The organism is Streptomyces sp. Root1310, from assembly GCF_001426425.1.
In the GTDB taxonomy this organism is placed as follows: domain Bacteria; phylum Actinomycetota; class Actinomycetes; order Streptomycetales; family Streptomycetaceae; genus Streptomyces.
Genome location: NZ_LMEQ01000023.1, coordinates 629,201 through 645,317, shown reverse-complemented (window position 1 = coordinate 645,317; position 16,117 = coordinate 629,201). Strand labels below are relative to the sequence as shown.

Below are 16,117 nucleotides of genomic sequence, written 5' to 3'. Positions count from 1 at the left end.
GCCGACAGGCGGCGGCGCGCCCGCGCTCGTATGGTGGTGGTGATGGGCCGCATGCGGCCCGTGCCCCCTGGTGCGGCTGTGGCCTGCGGCGGAAACCTCCTCATACGGGAGCGAGCCCATGACACACTCGTGCATCCGACTGCGCAGGGGGATCGTCGTCGCCGCCGCGGTGGGGGCCCTGGTGGTACCGGCCGCGGGTGGGGCGGCGACGGCGCTGCCGTCCTCGGCCGCCACCCTCCCCACCGGCACCGCACCGCCTTCGCCGTCCTCGTCCGGGGACGGCGTCGTCGCACTCACCCCGGCCGTACGGCAGCAGGTCGACGCCGCCGTGCAGCGGGTGATGAAGCAGGCGAACATCCCCGGCGTGTCCGTCGGCATCTGGACGCCCGGCAAGGGCGAGTACGTGAAGTCCTTCGGCGTCGCCGACAAGAGCACCGGCCGGGCGATGGACCCCGGGCTCTACATGCGCATCGGCAGCGAGACCAAGACGTTCACCGTCACCGCGGTCCTCCAGCTGGTCGACGAGGGGAAGATCGGCCTCGACGACACCATCGGCGAGTACATCGACGGCGTGCCGAACGGCGACGAGATCACCCTGCGTCAGCTGGCCGGCATGCGCAGCGGACTGTTCAACTACTCGGCGGACGAGGACTTCTTCAAGGCGCTGACCTCCGACCCGCAGCGGCCGTTCACGCCGCAGCAGCTGCTCGACTACTCGTTCAAGCACCCCGTGCTGTTCCCGCCGGGCGAGAAGTTCTACTACTGCAACACCAACCTGATCCTGCTGGGCCTGGTCGTCGAGCAGATGAGCGGTCAGCATCTCAACGACTACATCCAGGACCACATCCTGGACCCGGCCGGCCTGGACCACACCCTGTTCCCGACCGGCAACGAGTTCCCGACCCCGCACTCCCAGGGCTACACGAACCAGACGGCGACCGGGAAGGTCGAGGACTCCGCCGACTGGAACCCGTCCTGGGGCTGGGCGGCCGGCGCGATGATCTCCCGGCTGGAGGACCTGCGGATCTGGGCGCCCACCGTGGCCACGGGTGTGCTGCCCGACGGTGAGCGGATGGTCAGCGCCGCCACCCAGCGACAGCGCCTGATCACCCCGCCGACGCCCATTCCGGGCGCCGGCTACGGGCTCGGCATCTTCAACGTGCAGGGCTGGATCGGCCACAACGGCTCGCTGCCCGGCTACGAGTCCCTGACCATCTATCTGCCGTCGGCACGGGCGACCCTCGTCGTCGTCCTCAACACCGACATCAACTACAAGAACGAGGAGCCCAGCACCCTGTTCGGCGACGCGATCACCTCGATCATCTCCCCGGACCACATCTTCGACCTGCCGGCGGAACCAGCGGCGAGGTGAGGACGTTCGGACAGGTACCAGAGGTGTGCAGTCGTGGACGGGGAGGGTGAGATGCAGGAGGAAGAGCAGGCCGGCACCGCGGAGGTCCGGCGCCGGGCCCGGTTCGGCGCGCTGCCCGAGCGAGTACGCCCGCAGGACATGGTCGAGGAGCGGCCGGCCACCCCGCGTGACCCGGACCGGGACGCCTACGACCCGGACGAGTTCGCGGTCCGCTACGGCCTGTGAGCAGGTGAGGGCGGCCGGGGAACACTCCCCGGCCGCCCTCACGCGCGGATGCCCCGGGCCGCGGGCTCAGGAGGCGCGGACCTCCGCGATCGTCACCGGCCGGTGCTCGTGCAGGGACAGCGTGCACGCCTCCGCGATCCAGCCCGCCTCCAGGGCGTCCTCGATCGTGCAGGGGGAGGGCCGGGTGCCGGCCACGACCTCGGTGAACGCGGTGAGTTCGGCGCGGTAGGCGGCGGTGAAGCGGTCCATGAAGAAGTCGTGCGGGACACCGGCCGGGAAGGTCACGCCGGGTTCCACCGAACGCAGCGGCAGCTTGTCCTCCAGGCCGACGGCGATCGAGTCCGTGAAGCCGTGGATCTCCATGCGGACGTCGTAACCCCGGGCGTTGTGACGGGAGTTGGAGACCACCGCGATCGTGCCGTCGTCGAGGGTGAGGATCGCGCCGGTGGTGTCGGCGTCGCCCGCCTCCTTGATGTAGTCGGCGCCCCGGTTGCCGCCGACCGCGTACACCTCCGTCACCTCGCGGCCGGTGACCCAGCGGATGATGTCGAAGTCGTGCACGGAACAGTCCCGGAAGATGCCCCCGGAGGCGGCCACGTACGCGGCCGGCGGCGGGGCCGGGTCGAGCGTGGTCGAGCGGACCGTGTGCAGCTTGCCCAGCTCGCCCGACGTCACGGCCGCCCGCGCGGCGACGAAGCCCGCGTCGAAGCGGCGGTTGTAGCCGATCTGGATGGGGACGGCACTGCCCCGCACGGCTTCGAGCACCTCGACGCCCTCGCTCATGGTCCTGGCGACGGGCTTCTCGCAGAAGACCGGGATGCCCGCCTCGACGGCGGCCAGGATCAGGCCCGGGTGGGCGTCCGTCGCCGCCGCGACCACGACGCCGTCCACTCCGGCGGCCAGCACGGCCTCGGGGGAGTCCGCGACCTCGGCGCCGAACCGCTCGGCGGCCTTCTTGGCGGCCTCCGCGAACGGGTCGGCCACGACGAGCGACGAGACGGCGTCGAGTCCGGAGAGGGTCTCGGCGTGGAAGGCGCCGATGCGGCCGAGGCCGAGGATTCCGATGCGCATGTGCTCCGCTGCTTTCTGGTGTGTGGTTGCTGTGCGTTGCCGGGGCTCCGCCCCGGACCCCGATCGCCCTGCGGGCCGTCCTCGAACGCCGGACGGGCCGAGCCTGCTCAGTCGAGCCCGCCGAGCACGTTCTGGTCCCAGTCGATCACCGAACCGGTGACCACGCCCGACCGCTCGGACAGCAGGAACACCACGAAATCGGCGATCTCGTCCGGCCGGCCCAGCTTGCCCATCGGCAGCCGTGCGGCGGCCTGCTCGCGCCAGTCGTCCCCGGCGCCGTGGAAGGCCTTCTGTGTCGCGTCCTCGCCCTCGGTGGCCGTCCAGCCGATGTTGAGGCCGTTGATCCGGACCCGGTCGAAGCGGTGCGCGTGCGCCGCGTTGCGGGTCAGGCCGACCAGGCCGGCCTTCGCGGCGACGTACGGCGCGAGAAAGGGCTGACCGCCATGGGCCGAGGAGGTGATGATGTTGACGACCGTGCCGGGCGCCTCGCGGGCCAGCATGTCCGCGACGGCCGCCTGCATGGCGAAGAACGGCGCCTTCAGGTTGATCGCGATGTGCTGGTCGAACAGCTCGGGCGTGGTGTCGAGCAGCGTGCCGCGCGAGGTCAGCCCGGCCGAGTTCACCAGGCAGTCGACGCGGCCGTAGGAGGCCACCGTCTCGGCCACCGCCCCCTTCGCCTGCCCGGCGTCTGCGAGGTCGGCCCGGACGAAGAGCGCCTTGCCGCCGGCGGCGGTCAGCTCCGCCACCAGCGCCTCGCCCGGCTCCGGCCGCCGTCCCGTGATCGCGACCAGGGCGCCCTCGCGGACGGCGGCCCGGGCGACGGCCGCGCCGACGCCCTGACTGCCGCCGTTGACGAGGACGACCTTGTCGTCGAGAAGTCCCATGGAGGGGAGGTCCTTTCAGCTCGTGCGCCGCAGGGCGTGGGCCCGCAGCTCGTCACGGAGCGCCCGCGGGGTCCACTCCTCGTGGAGCGCCCGCCGTACGAGGTCCGCCTGCGCGGGCGGGGCGAGGCCGTCGACCGGCGGGTCGCTGTCGAGGTTGGTGGGGAAGGGGTAGCCCTCGGCGCTCGCGGCGACGACGTGCTCCAGCCACTCCTCGCCCGCGCCCCGCGCCCGGCGCTCCAGCAGCACGGGATAGACCGCGTTCGTCACCGCCTCGCGGTCCACGGTCTCCATCGCGCGCCCGAAGGCCGAGGACACCTGGAGCAGGTTGGCCGTCCGGCGTACGTCGGTGGTGCGGTTGGTGCCGGCGGCGTGGAAGACGGCCGGATTGAAGAACGCGGCGTCGCCCTTCGCCAGCGGCAGTTGGACCCGGTTCTTCTCGAAGTACTCCTGGAACTCGGGCCGTCGCCAGGCCAGGTAGCCGGGCTCGTACGTCTGCGAGTACGGCAGGTACAGCGTGGGCCCGGACTCCACGGGCATGTCGCAGTGCGCGACCGCGCCCTGGAGGGTGAGCACGGGGGAGAGCCGGTGGACGTGCGCCGGGTAGGCCGCGGCCCTCGCGTCGGAGAGGAAGCCGAGGTGGTAGTCGCGGTGCACGCTCTGCGCCTGGCCGCCCGGGTTGACCACGTTGACCTGGGAGGTCACCTGGTAGCCCGGACCGAGCCAGGCCCGCGAGACCAGCGCCAGGATGTCGTTGGCGTAGTAGTCGGCGAACGCCTCCGGGTCACGCAGGGCGGCCTTCTCCAGGGCGTTCCAGACCCGGTCGTTGGTGCCGGGCCTCGCGAAGTGGTCGCCGGCCGTCGCGCCCGAGGCGCGCTGCTCGGCGATGAGCGCGTCGAAGACGGCGGTGGCCCGGTCGACGACCGCCGGATCGGGGAAGGCGTCGCGGAAGACGACGACTCCGGGGCCGTCGCTCAGGGCCCGCACCAGCTCGGCGCGGACCGCGCGGTCCGTTCCGGGGGCGCGCAGCCGCTCACTGTCGTAGACGAGGACGTTCCCCTGCACCGCCGAGGCGTGCGGGAAGTCGGCGAGGTCGGTGGTGCGCTCGACGAGCGGGCGGAAGGTGTCGAGGTCGCAGTCCTGCTCGGTCAGCCAGGCGTGACCTCGCACGGAGGTGAAGGACATCGTCGTCCCTTCGATGGCAATGGCGGCTCAGTGCTGCCATTCTTGTCATGACAAACCCGTCGAACAACCAGCAGGCGGCCATCAAAAACCCCTCAAGCAGATCCCGGAGGATCTTTCCGTGGGCCACCCCTTCCCCATCCGGGAGATCGCACGTCAGGCGGGTCTGAGCGAGGCCACCGTCGACCGCGTGCTCAACGCCAGGGGAGGGGTGCGGGAGTCCACCGTGCGGGAGGTCCGGCGCGCCATCGCCGACCTGGACCGGCAGCGCACGCAGGTCAGGCTCGTCGGGCGCACCTTCATGGTCGACATCGTGATGCAGGCGCCGGAACGGTTCAGCACAGCCGTCCGGGCCGCCCTGGAGGCCGAACTGCCGTCCCTGCACCCGGCCGTGCTGCGCTCCCGCTTCCACTTCCGGGAGACCGGACCGGTCCAGGAGCAGGTCGCCACCCTCGACCGGATAGCCCGGCGCGGCTCCCAGGGGGTCGTCCTCAAGGCGCCGGACGTTCCCGAGACCAACGCCGCCGTCGGCCGGCTGGTCGCCGCCGGGATCCCGGTCGTCACCCTGGTCACGGATCTGCCGGCCAGCGCCCGCCTCGCCTACGTCGGCATCGACGACCGGGCCGCAGGCGCCACCGCCGCCTATCTGACGGGCCAGTGGCTCGGTGACCGGCCCGGCAATGTGCTCACCAGCCTGAGCAGCGGCTTCTTCCGCAACGAGGAGGAGCGCGAGATGGGCTTCCGCAGCATCATGCGGGCCCGCCATCCCGAGCGCACGCTGGTCGAGATCGCCGAGGGGCAGGGGCTCGACGCCACGCAGTACGAGCTCGTCCGTGCCGCGCTGGAACGCGATCCGGAGATCCGCGCCGTCTACTCCATCGGCGGCGGCAACGACGCCACCCTGCGTGCCTTCGCCGACCTCGGCCGTGCCTGCGACGTGTTCGTCGCGCACGACCTCGACCACGACAACACCCGGCTGCTGCGCGGGCACCGGCTGTCCGCCGTCCTCCACCACGACCTGCGCCGCGACGTGCGCGAGGCCTGCCACACATTGATGCGCGCGCATGGCGCGTTGCCGCCGGCCGGGCCCCCGCTGCCGTCGGCGATCCAGGTGGTCACCCCGTACAACATGCCGCCCCGGGGGGCTGCCGGCTGACGCGGCCGCCCCCCGGGGCGCGGGCCCTGCGGGCGGATCAGCGCGGTACCGACGGTGCCCCGGCGGCCGGGGCGACGCGTGCCGCGCTGCGGTAGGCGCAGACGCCCAGGGCCAGCAGCCAGTAGCTGAGGACCGCCCCCAGCAGGGCGGTCGTGCCCCAGCCGTTCGCCGCGTAGAAGAACGCGGGGTCGTTGCCGAAGAACAGGGAGGGCACGAAGGCCAGGTTGATCCCGGCCAGGACATAGGCCGAGCGGCCGGTCCAGCGCGGCAGCAGGCGCGCGCCGGTGACGGCTCGGCCCAGCGCGGTCAGGAAGAGCGCCAGCATCAGCTTGGAGATCGACCCGTAGAGGATGTAGGTGCCGCTGACGTCGATGGTCGGGTCGATCGGGTGGTCGACGGCGATGACCGCGCCCGCCTCGAGGCCCATCGATACCAGGGTGATCGTGGCGTAGACGAGGCCCGTGGCGAAGGCGATCGAGCCGACCCCTTCACGGTCCGGTGCGACGCTCTTGACCAGCTCCCGGAACGCCGTCACGAACACGACCAGAGAGGCCAGCGCGACGATCCCGATGAGCAGCCGGGACAGGACGTTGCCGTCCGGCGGCGGTCCGTCGTAGACGAAGTAGAGCGGCACCTGGACGATGAGGGCGACCGCGGTGACGAGGGCGGCGAGGCCGGTCAGACGCCGGGCGGTGACTTCGGACATGAGGGTCCCCCGAGTTCTCGGTGTGGCGGATTCGGTGCCGGCGTCCGCGGGTTGTGCGGTCGCGTTCGCCGCCTCCTGAAGCCTGTCGTTCCCGGGGCGCGCCGTCCCTGGGCCTGGGAACCGGATCGGGGGTGGTCCTGTCGCCACCCCTACGGGTGCACGTCCACCCACGAGCCGCTCTCCGCGGAGCGTGTCATCGCCTCCAGCACGGTCGCGCTGTGCACCGCGTCCGCGAGCGTCGCCCCGTAGGGGGTGCCCTCGGCGACCGAGCGCAGGAAGCGGTAGGCCTCCACCACCTTGAGATCGTCGTACCCCATGGCGTTCGCCGCGCCCGGCTGGAAGGCGCCGAACTCGCCGTCGCCCGGGCCGACGTACACCGTGCTGACGGGCTGGTCCTGGTAGGTGGTGCCGCGGCTGACGCCGAGCTCGTTCATCCGCCGGAAGTCCCAGAACACGGCGCCCCTGGTGCCGTGCACCTCGAAGCCGTAGTTGTTCTGCTCGCCGACCGAGACGCGGCAGGCCTCCAGCACGCCCCGGGCGCCGGAGGCGAAGCGCAGCAGGCAGTCGACGTAGTCCTCGTTCTCCACCGGGCCGAGTTCGCCGCCGACGGCGAGACTGTGGCCCGCCGTCGCTCCCGTCGGGCGGGCCCGCTCGGGGACGAAGACCGCCGTGTCGGCGGTCAGGGACGTGATGTCGCCCAGCAGGAAACGGGCCAGGTCGACGCCGTGCGAGGCCAGGTCGCCCAGCACTCCGCTGCCGCCTCGCTCCCGCTCGTACCGCCAGGTCAGGGCGCCGTCGGGGTGGGCCGCGTAGTCGCTGAAGAGGCGGATGTGGGCGTGGGTGACCGTGCCCAGCTCACCGGAGGCGATCAGGTCGCGGGCGGCTTCCACGGCGGGCGCGTTGCGGTAGTTGAAGCCGACCGTGCCCTGCACGCCCGCCTTGGCCACCGCGTCCGCCACCGCCCGGGCGTCCCGGGGCGCGAGGCCCACCGGCTTCTCGATCCAGAGGTGCTTGCCGGCTTCCGCCATCGCGACACCGATCTCGCGGTGCAGGAAGTTCGGCGCGGTGATGCTGACGGCCCGCACCCGCGGGTCGGCCGCCACCTCGCGCCAGTCCCGCGTGGCGCAGGCGAAGCCGAACTGCTCCGCGGCCTCCTCGGCCCGTCCGGGCACCTCCTCGGCGACGCTCACCAGTTCCGGCCGCAGGGCCAGCCGCGGGTAGTGGTGCCGTACGCGCGCGTACGCCTGGGTGTGCACGCGGCCCATCCAGCCGAACCCGACGACGGCCACTCCCAGCGCATCCACCATGACAGTCACCACAGCCCTTCCTTGGACCGCTCCATCCACCGACCAGGCCACCCTGCGGGCCTTCTCGCCAGGGTGTCAAGGGAATCCGGGCCCTTTGACAACCGATGCGTCACATGGAACGGTCCAAGCATGAGAGCGCCGACCATCCGCGACGTCGCCGACCGGGCCGGGGTGTCCAAGTCACTGGTCTCCCTGGTGCTGCGCGGCTCCGACCAGGTGCGTGCCGAGAAGCGGGAGGCCGTCCTGCGGGCCGTGCGCGAGCTGGGCTACCGGCCCAACGAGGCGGCCCGCAGCCTCGGCGAGCGGCGCACCGCGCCCGAGCCCCGGCCACGCCCCGACGGGGGGAACCCCATGGTCGGCGTCCTGCTGCACGATCTGCGCAACCCCTGGTACGTGGACCTCCTGGACGGCCTCAACTCCCTGCTGCACGCGAGCGGTCTGCACATGCTGCTGGCCGACGCCCGGCTGCACCGGCGCGTCGGCCAGGACCCGGCCGGGCCCTTCCTGGACCTGGGAGCGGACGGGCTGGTCGTGGTGGGCACGCTGCCCGACCCGGCGGCCCTGGAGACCGTCGCCGCCCGGATGCCGGTCGTGGTCGCGGCGGCCCGGGAGCCGGTGCCGGACGGGGTGGACCTGGTGGCCAACGACGACGAGCGCGGCGCCCGCCTGGTCACCGAGCACCTCGTCGGACTCGGCCACCGCCGCATCGCCCACCTGACGGGCTACGGTGCCGTCGCCGACCTGCGCCGACGCGGCTTCGAGGCCACCATGCGCGCGGCGGGAGGGGCCCATGAGGCGCTGGTCGAGGCGGGGGACATGACCGAGGAGGGCGGCTACCGGGCCACGGTGCGGCTGCTCGCCCGCGCCGACCGGCCCACGGCCGTGTTCGCCGTCAACGACATGACGGCGGTGGGGGTGCTGTCGGCGGCCGAGGAACTGGGCCTGCGCGTGCCGCGCGACCTGTCCGTGGTCGGCTACGACAACACCGGCATCTCCCGGCTGCGCCATGTGTGGCTCACGACCGTCGACGGCGCCGGCCACGAGGTGGGCCGCCGGGCCGCCCGCTGCCTGCTCGACCGTCTCGAACGGCCGGGCGGACAGGGGCGGTTGCAGCTGACCCCGCCGGTCCTGGAGGTCCGGGGGACGACGGCGCGCCCGCCCGCGGTCACAGCGTGATCGCGTAGGCCTTGCGCAGCGTCTCGTGGACCGTCCAGGTCGTCCGGTCGCCCTCGCGCAGCACCGCCATGTCGCCCGGACCGACCGTCAGGGTGGGGCCGCCCTCGACCTCGATGGTCGCCGACCCGCTGATCACCACGAACAGCTCGTCCGCCTCCGTGTCGGTGACGACGCCCGGGGTGAGCTGCCAGATCCCCCTGACCTGACGGCCGTCCGCCGACTCCCACACCACCTTGCCGGTCACCTCGGGGGTCCCGGCGACGATCTGCCGCGGATCGAGCGGCTCGGGATCGAGACCCGCGTCGGGGATGTGGACGACGAAGCTGGCGGGCGGAGGGCTGTCGGGGCCGTTGTCGGTGCTCATGAGGCGACCCTAGCGAGGCCGTACGTCCGCCGGGCGTGGACACTGTGTGGGCTGTCGGCCCAGGTGGGAGGACACTTCGTCACGACTGGCGGCCCGTGCGCGGCGGGGTGATCGTGGTGCCCATGGCGGACGACACCGCGACGGCGCGTGAGCCGCACCGGCACGACACGCGTGAGGCGCTCCTCTTCGGCGGTGTCTACGGCGCGGTGCTCGCGAGTTCGATGGTCGCCGCGCTCAGCCAGTACGGGCACACCTCCCGGGACAGCCGCCGCTACGACGCCGTCTGGCTGCTGGTGACCGCGTTCGCCTCGGCGCTCGCGCACGGCTACGCCCACTACATCGCCGAGCGGGGTGCGCACCGCCGGGGGGACGCGCTGCGCACCCTGGTCGAGGAGTGGCCCCTTGTCGCGGCCGTGCTGCCCACCGTGCTGATCCTCGCGGGGGCCGGCTGGGGCTGGTGGCCTGCGGGCGGGGTGGAGTACGCCGCGTTCGCCCTGAACATCGCCCTGCTGTTCGCCCTCGGCCTGGTCACCGCGCGCTGGTCGCGCCGCCGGTGGGCCGTCGCGGTGCTGATCGGGGCGGTCGACGCGCTGCTCGGCGTGATCGTGGTCGTGGCGAACGCGTTGATCAAGTAGCCCGCACCGTCCTCGCCCCTCCCGTCCAGTGGGAACATGGCGCGGCGGACGTACGCGCGCAATACGGCGGACAAAATTGTTGACAATCTTGTTTCGCTAGATTTAGGTTCGACAGGCACTCACTCAGGGAGGGCAACCATGCCGAAAGAAGCCCGTCCGAGCACCGGGGAGCAGGCCAAACAGCATGCGCTCGCGCAGCTGCGGCAGGCGATCCTGCACGGCGAGATGGCACCGGCCCAGCGGCTGGTGGAGAACGAGCTCGCCGAGCAGTTCGGTGTGACGCGGGCCAGCATCCGCGCGGCGCTCATCGATCTGGAGTCCCAGGGGCTCGTCGAACGGATCCGCAACCGCGGCTCGCGGGTGCGGGTGGTGACCGTGGACGAAGCGGTCGCCATCACCGAGTGCCGCATGGTTCTCGAAGGGCTCTGCGCTTCGAAGGCGGCCGTCGCGGCCAGCGACGACCAGCTGATCGAGCTGACCGACCTCGGCACGGCCATGACCAAGGCCGTCGCCGACGGCGAGCCGGTCACCTACTCCGACCTGAACCACGAACTGCACGTCCGCATCCGGGAGTTCTCCGGCCAGCAGACCGCGCAGGAGCTGCTGGAGCGGCTCAACGCCCAACTGGTGCGTCACCGCTTCCAGTTGGCGCTGAGGCCGGGGAGGCCGCAGCAATCCCTGAACGAGCACCTGACCATGATCGAAGCGATCCGGGCCAGGGACCCCCAGGCGGCCGAGACGGCCGTCCGCGCCCACCTCACCAGCGTGATCGAGGCGCTGCGCGACTGATCACGGCTGCGCGGGGCGGGCGCCCACCTGTCACCAAGGAGATCTGAGAATGACCCAGGCCAACGCGCCCGCCAGCCCATCACGATCGACCCTCGTCGTCACCGCGCACGCCGGCGACTTCGTGTGGCGGGCGGGCGGTGCCATCGCCCTGGCCGCCTCCCGCGGGGAGAAGGTCACCATCGCGTGCCTGACCTTCGGCGAGCGCGGTGAGTCCGCCAAGGCGTGGCGCGAGGGCAGGAAACTCGACGAGATCAAGGCGATACGCCGGGACGAGGCGGAGCGCGCCGCCGCCACCCTGGGCGCCGAGGTCCGCTTCTTCGACGCGGGCGACTACCCGCTCGTGGCCACCGCCGAGCTGACCGACCGGCTCGTGGCCGTCTACCGGGACACCCAGCCGGACGTGGTGCTGACCCACCCGACCGAGGACCCGTACAACGGCGATCACCCGGCCGCCAACCGGATGGCGCTGGAGGCCAGGGTCCTCGCCCAGGCCATCGGCTACCCGGGCGAGGGCGAGATCATCGGCGCGCCGCCGGTCTTCTACTTCGAGCCGCACCAGCCGGAGATGAGCGGCTTCAGGCCCGAGGTGCTGCTCGACATCACCGAGGTGTGGGACACCAAGCGCAAGGCCATGGAGTGCCTCGGCGCCCAGCAGCACCTGTGGGACTACTACACCGACCTCGCCGTGCGCCGGGGCGTCCAGCTCAAGCGCAACGCGGGACCGAACCTGGGCCTGGCGCACAAGACCATGGCCGAGGCGTACATGCGTCCCTACCCGCAGATCGCGAAGGAGCTGGCATGAGCGGCGTGATCGTCACCGGCCCGCCCAGGGCGGAGCTGAAGGACGTCGACGCGCTGGCCGGCTTCGGTGTGGCCACGGTCGGCGAGGCGTTGGGCCGGACCGGTCTGCTGAGTCCAAAGATCCGCCCGATCCAGCAGGGCGTACGGGTCGCCGGCACCGCCGTGACCGTGCTCAGCTGGCCCGGCGACAACCTCATGATCCACGCGGCCGTCGAGCAGTGCGGCGAGGGCGACATCCTGGTCGTCACCACCACCTCCCCGTCCACCGACGGCATGTTCGGCGAGCTCTTCGCGACCGCGCTGCAGCGGCGCGGGGTGCGCGGAGTGATCACCAACGCGGGCATCCGCGACACCCAGGAGCTGCGGGACATGGGCTTCGCGGCCTGGTCGCGGGCCGTCTCCTCGCAGGGCACCGTGAAGGCCACCGGCGGCTCGGTCAACGTCCCGATCGCGATCGACGGTCAGGTGATCCGTCCGGGCGACGTGATCCTCGCCGACGACGACGGTGTGGTGGTCGTCCCGCGCGAGCGCGCCCGCGCCACCGTGGTGGCGTCCGAGGCCCGCGAGGCCAAGGAGGCCCGCTCCCGTGCCGCCTTCCTCGACGGCGAACTCGGCCTGGACCGCTACGGGTTGAGGGAGACCCTGCAGCGGCTCGGCGTCGAGTACCAGACGTACGACGCGTACACGGGGGAGTCGTCGTGACCTTCGTGCCCGAGGAGCTGCCCTGCCTGCTGATGCGGGGCGGCACCTCCCGGGGCGCGTACTTCCTCGCCGACGATCTCCCGGCCGAACCGGCCCTGCGCGACGAGCTGTTGCTGCGCGTCATGGGCAGCCCGGACGCACGCCAGATCGACGGCCTGGGCGGCGCGCACCCGCTCACCAGCAAGGTGGCCGTGGTGTCGCCGTCGGCCGACCCGCACGCCGACGTCGACTACCTCTTCCTCCAGGTCGCCGTGGACCGGCCGGAGGTGAGTGACCGTCAGAACTGCGGCAACATCCTCGCCGGTGTCGGTCCGTTCGCCGTGGAGCGCGGGCTCGTCGCGGCGGGGGAGGAGGAGACCGCCGTCCGTATCCGCATGGTGAACTCCGGCGACTTCGCGACGGCGACCTTCCCGACGCCGGGCGGTCGCGTGGACTACACCGGCGCCGCCGAGATCTCCGGGGTGCCGGGGACGGCCGCGCCCGTGGTGATCGAGTTCCCGCCGGGCAACGGCACGCTGCTGCCCACCGGCAACGTCCGCGACGAGATCGACGGTGTGGCGGTGACCTGCGTGGACAACGGGATGCCGACGGTGCTCGTCGCGGCCACCTCCGTCAAGGTCACCGGCTACGAGCTGCCCCAAGACCTGGAGGAGGACGTCGCGCTCGCCGACCGCCTGCGGAGGATCCGGCTGGCGGCGGGACGGCTGATGGGCCTCGGTGACGTGTCGGACACCACCGTGCCCAAGCTCACGCTGCTCGCCGCGCCCCGCGGCGACGGCGCGGTCACCACCCGCACCTTCATTCCCGTGCGCTGTCACCCCTCGATCGGGGTGCTCGGCGCGGCCAGCGTCGCCGCCGGCCTGCGGATCGAAGGCAGCGTGGGGGCGGAGCTGGCGAGGATCGACGCCGGTAGTGACCGAATTCGCATAGAACATCCCACGGGATTCCTGGATATCGAAAGTAGCCTCGGGTCAGCCCCCGACGGTCTGCCCTCCGCCCGCCGCACCGCCGTGGTGCGCACGGCCCGAAAGATCTTCGACGGCACGGTCTTCCCCCGGTCCGCCGAGACGGCCCCCCTCTCCCCCCGCTCCCCTGGAGGTCAACGATGACTCCGCCGCTCGGCGACATCGCCCACATCGGCCATGCCCAGCTCTTCACCCCGGACCTGGACGCCAGCGTCGGCTTCTTCACGGACTACCTGGGGCTCACCGTCAACGGCCAGGACGGCGACACGGTCTACCTGCGGACCTTCGACGACTACGAGCACCACAGCCTGGTGCTCACCGCCCGCGAGCGGCCCGGCCTCGGCCGGCTGGCCCTGCGCACCTCCAGCGAGGAGGCCCTGCAGCGCCGGGTCGCGGCCGTCGAGGCGGCCGGCGGCACCGGCCACTGGGCCGAGGACGAACCCGGCCTCGGCAAGCTGTACGTCACCACCGACCCGGACGGCCACGAGCACGCCCTGTACTGGGAGAGCGAGCACTACCGGGCGCCCGACGAGCTGAAGCCGGCGCTGAAGAACCAGCCGCAGGCCAAACCCAACCGGGGCGTGGGTGTACGGCGCCTGGACCACATCAACTTCCTCGCCGCCGACGTGCTCGCCAACTCCGAGTTCCAGCAGAACCTGCTGGGAGCCCGCCCCACCGAGCAGATCAGGCTCGACACGGGGAAGATCGCGGCGCGCTGGCTGACGTACACGAACAAGTCGTACGACGTCGTCTACACCTCGGACTGGACCGGCAGTTCCGGGCGGCTGCACCACATCGCGTTCGCGACGGACACCCGTGAGGACATCCTGCGCGCCGCCGATCTCGCGATCGACTCGGGCGTGTTCATCGAGACGGGCCCGCACAAGCACGCCATCCAGCAGACGTTCTTCCTGTACGTCTACGAGCCCGGCGGCAACCGCATCGAGCTGTGCAACCCGCTCACCCGCCTCGTCCTGGCCCCCGACTGGCCGCTGATCACCTGGACCGAGGAAGAGCGCAAGAAGGGGCAGGCCTGGGGTCTGCGGACGATCGAGTCCTTCCACACGCACGGCACGCCGCCCGTGAGCTGAGTGTGTTCTTCGGGTGCGCAGGGCCTCGGACCAGCGGATCGACTGATTGTCGATGAGATTGTTGACAAAAGTGTTGACTCTCTTGGCCCTGATCCTTAGCGTCTTGCGCACACCGGGTCAGCCGCACGAGCCGCGCCGGCCCTCTTCACTCGTCCCCTCCAGGGAACGTCTCCTGGACGAGAGGAAAACAACGATGTCCTCCTCCCCCGCGCTGTCCGCCCGCGGCAGCAGACTGGCCCTCCTGGTCGTCGGTCTGTGCTGGCTGGCCGTGCTCTTCGACGGCCTCGACATGTTCATCTACGGCTCGGTGCTGCCGCACCTGCTGGAGACGAAGACCTTCGGCCTCACCCCGGACACGGCCGGCGACCTCGGCAGCTACGCCACCTTCGGCATGCTGATCGGCGCCCTGACGGCGGGCACCGTCGCCGACCGGGTCGGACGCAAGAAGCTGATGGTCGGCTGCGTGGTCCTCTTCTCGCTCGCCTCCGGCGTGTGCGCGACGGCGGGCAGCGTCGAGGTCTTCGGCCTCGGCCGGACCCTGGCGGGCGTCGGCCTCGGCGGCCTGCTGCCCACCGCGATCAGCATGGTCTCCGACTACGCCCCGCGCGGCCGCGCCGCCCTCGTCATCGGTCTGCTGATGACCGCCCACCACGCGGGCGGCATCCTCTCCGCCTACGTCGCCAAGTGGCTCATCGACCCGGTCGGCTGGCGTGCCGCGTTCTGGGTGTGCGTGCTCCCGCTGCTCTTCGCCCCGGTGCTCGCCAAGCTGCTGCCCGAGTCGCTGAGCTTCCTCGTCGCCAAGGGCCGCACCGACGAGGCCCGCGAGCTCGCCACCCGCTACGACGTCGAACTGCCCGCCGAGAAGTCCGGCAAGCAGGGCGCCGCCGACCGCTGGAACGCGCTGAAGAACCTCTTCCGCGGCGGCGAGTGGACCCAGACCCTGCTCTACTGGCTGGCCTCCTTCGGCGGTCTCCTCCTCGTCTACGGCGTCGCCACCTGGCTGCCCACCCTGATGCGCGCCGAGGGCTACGAGCTGGGCTCGGCCCTGTCCTTCGTGGTCGTCTTCAACCTCGGCGGCATCGTGGGCATGCTGGTGGCCGGGCGCGCCGCCGACCGGTTCGGCGCCCCGCGCATCTCCGCGATCTGGTTCGCGCTGACCGCCGCCGGCGTGTTCCTGCTCAGCGTCCACATGCCGATGAGCGTGACGATGATCGTCGTCTTCCTCACCGGCGTCTTCCTCAACAGCGCCCAGACGATGATCTACGCGACGGTCTCCATCCGCTCCCACGCGGACAACCGGGCCACCGCCGTCGGCTGGACCTCCGGCATGGGCCGCTTCGGCGCCGTCTTCGGCCCGTGGCTGGGCGGCCAGCTGCTCGCCTCGAACCAGGGCGACTGGGGCTTCACCGCGTTCGCGATCGCCGGCCTGTCGTCCATGGTCTTCATCGGCATCGCCGCGCTGCGCAGCTCCAAGGAGACGCCGCGCGGCGCCGACCAGGAGCTGGTGGGCGCGCACTGAGCGAGCGCACGGGCGCACGGCTGTCACCGGGGGCAAGGACGGACGCCGGCCACCGCACGAGGTGCGGGGGCCGGCGTCCGGCGTGTCCGGCGTCCGCCTCGCGCCGAGGGCCGCGGGAGCCGGCCGACCGCGGCTTCGGGGGGCTGGTCGCACAGGCCCCGCGTCGCCGGGAGGC

17 protein-coding genes are annotated in these 16,117 nt (G+C 72.0%); 11 read left to right on the top strand and 6 right to left on the bottom strand.

Annotated elements, in window-relative coordinates; genetic code table 11:
• Positions 1–118 precede the first annotated feature (118 nt).
• Both ASD48_RS26910 and ASD48_RS44870 read left to right on the top strand, forming a co-directional pair.
• On the top strand, positions 119–1,372 hold the full coding sequence (locus ASD48_RS26910) for a serine hydrolase domain-containing protein (RefSeq protein ID WP_057604277.1): 1,254 nt from the start codon (positions 119–121) through the stop codon (positions 1,370–1,372).
• 33 nt (positions 1,373–1,405) lie between these two features.
• Positions 1,406–1,597, top strand: a complete 192-nt coding sequence (locus ASD48_RS44870; RefSeq protein ID WP_054241309.1) for a hypothetical protein — start codon at positions 1,406–1,408, stop codon at positions 1,595–1,597.
• Positions 1,598–1,663: 66 nt separating this feature from the next.
• On the opposite strand, the gene ASD48_RS26900 is transcribed toward ASD48_RS44870, so the two are convergent.
• The 3 genes from ASD48_RS26900 to ASD48_RS26890 form a co-directional block, all read right to left on the bottom strand.
• Entirely contained in the window at positions 1,664–2,668 is a 1,005-nt protein-coding gene (locus tag ASD48_RS26900; RefSeq protein WP_057604276.1) for a Gfo/Idh/MocA family oxidoreductase, read from the bottom strand.
• A 107-nt stretch (positions 2,669–2,775) separates the two neighbouring features.
• The gene (locus tag ASD48_RS26895) at positions 2,776–3,552 is read right to left on the bottom strand and encodes an SDR family oxidoreductase (RefSeq protein ID WP_057604275.1); all 777 of its coding nucleotides are present in this window, start codon (positions 3,550–3,552) and stop codon (positions 2,776–2,778) included.
• 15 nt (positions 3,553–3,567) lie between these two features.
• Complete coding sequence (locus ASD48_RS26890) at positions 3,568–4,734, bottom strand: phytanoyl-CoA dioxygenase family protein (RefSeq protein ID WP_057604274.1); 1,167 nt, start codon at positions 4,732–4,734, stop codon at positions 3,568–3,570.
• A gap of 118 nt (positions 4,735–4,852) precedes the next feature.
• Between ASD48_RS26890 and ASD48_RS26885 the strand changes: the two genes are divergently transcribed.
• Positions 4,853–5,887 carry a LacI family DNA-binding transcriptional regulator gene (locus ASD48_RS26885; protein ID WP_057604273.1) on the top strand — a complete coding sequence of 345 codons (1,035 nt, stop codon included), beginning with the start codon at positions 4,853–4,855 and terminating at the stop codon, positions 5,885–5,887.
• Positions 5,888–5,924: 37 nt separating this feature from the next.
• On the opposite strand, the gene ASD48_RS26880 is transcribed toward ASD48_RS26885, so the two are convergent.
• Positions 5,925–6,593 carry a hypothetical protein gene (locus ASD48_RS26880; RefSeq protein WP_057604272.1) on the bottom strand — a complete coding sequence of 223 codons (669 nt, stop codon included), beginning with the start codon at positions 6,591–6,593 and terminating at the stop codon, positions 5,925–5,927.
• Positions 6,594–6,742: 149 nt separating this feature from the next.
• Positions 6,743–7,900: a Gfo/Idh/MocA family oxidoreductase gene (locus ASD48_RS26875; RefSeq protein ID WP_057604271.1), complete on the bottom strand. Its 1,158-nt coding sequence runs from the start codon at positions 7,898–7,900 to the stop codon at positions 6,743–6,745.
• Positions 7,901–8,029: 129 nt separating this feature from the next.
• On the opposite strand from ASD48_RS26875, the gene ASD48_RS26870 reads away from it, so the two are divergent.
• Positions 8,030–9,076, top strand: a complete 1,047-nt coding sequence (locus ASD48_RS26870; protein ID WP_057604270.1) for a LacI family DNA-binding transcriptional regulator — start codon at positions 8,030–8,032, stop codon at positions 9,074–9,076.
• On the opposite strand, the gene ASD48_RS26865 is transcribed toward ASD48_RS26870, so the two are convergent.
• Positions 9,066–9,440 (bottom strand): cupin domain-containing protein, encoded by a 375-nt coding sequence (locus ASD48_RS26865; protein WP_057604269.1) that lies wholly within the window; start codon positions 9,438–9,440, stop codon positions 9,066–9,068. The two genes, ASD48_RS26870 and ASD48_RS26865, sit on opposite strands and share 11 nt — an antisense overlap.
• A 122-nt stretch (positions 9,441–9,562) precedes the next feature.
• On the opposite strand from ASD48_RS26865, the gene ASD48_RS26860 reads away from it, so the two are divergent.
• From ASD48_RS26860 to ASD48_RS26830, 7 genes are all read left to right on the top strand, one after another.
• Positions 9,563–10,075 (top strand): hypothetical protein, encoded by a 513-nt coding sequence (locus tag ASD48_RS26860; protein ID WP_057604382.1) that lies wholly within the window; start codon positions 9,563–9,565, stop codon positions 10,073–10,075.
• 138 nt (positions 10,076–10,213) lie between these two features.
• Positions 10,214–10,864 (top strand): GntR family transcriptional regulator, encoded by a 651-nt coding sequence (locus tag ASD48_RS26855; RefSeq protein ID WP_020127395.1) that lies wholly within the window; start codon positions 10,214–10,216, stop codon positions 10,862–10,864.
• A gap of 49 nt (positions 10,865–10,913) precedes the next feature.
• Positions 10,914–11,666, top strand: coding sequence for a PIG-L deacetylase family protein (locus tag ASD48_RS26850; protein WP_057604268.1), 753 nt, complete (start codon positions 10,914–10,916; stop codon positions 11,664–11,666).
• Positions 11,663–12,367: a 4-carboxy-4-hydroxy-2-oxoadipate aldolase/oxaloacetate decarboxylase gene (locus ASD48_RS26845; RefSeq protein ID WP_057604267.1), complete on the top strand. Its 705-nt coding sequence runs from the start codon at positions 11,663–11,665 to the stop codon at positions 12,365–12,367. Before ASD48_RS26850 ends, ASD48_RS26845 begins: the two co-directional genes overlap by 4 nt.
• Positions 12,364–13,476, top strand: coding sequence for a 4-oxalomesaconate tautomerase (locus ASD48_RS26840; RefSeq protein ID WP_242432734.1), 1,113 nt, complete (start codon positions 12,364–12,366; stop codon positions 13,474–13,476). The genes ASD48_RS26845 and ASD48_RS26840 overlap by 4 nt, the downstream gene beginning before the upstream one ends.
• The gene (locus ASD48_RS26835) at positions 13,473–14,423 is read left to right on the top strand and encodes a catechol 2,3-dioxygenase (RefSeq protein WP_057604266.1); all 951 of its coding nucleotides are present in this window, start codon (positions 13,473–13,475) and stop codon (positions 14,421–14,423) included. Before ASD48_RS26840 ends, ASD48_RS26835 begins: the two co-directional genes overlap by 4 nt.
• Before the next feature lie 193 nt (positions 14,424–14,616).
• Complete coding sequence (locus tag ASD48_RS26830) at positions 14,617–15,942, top strand: aromatic acid/H+ symport family MFS transporter (RefSeq protein WP_057604265.1); 1,326 nt, start codon at positions 14,617–14,619, stop codon at positions 15,940–15,942.
• The last annotated feature ends 175 nt before the right edge of the window (positions 15,943–16,117 follow it).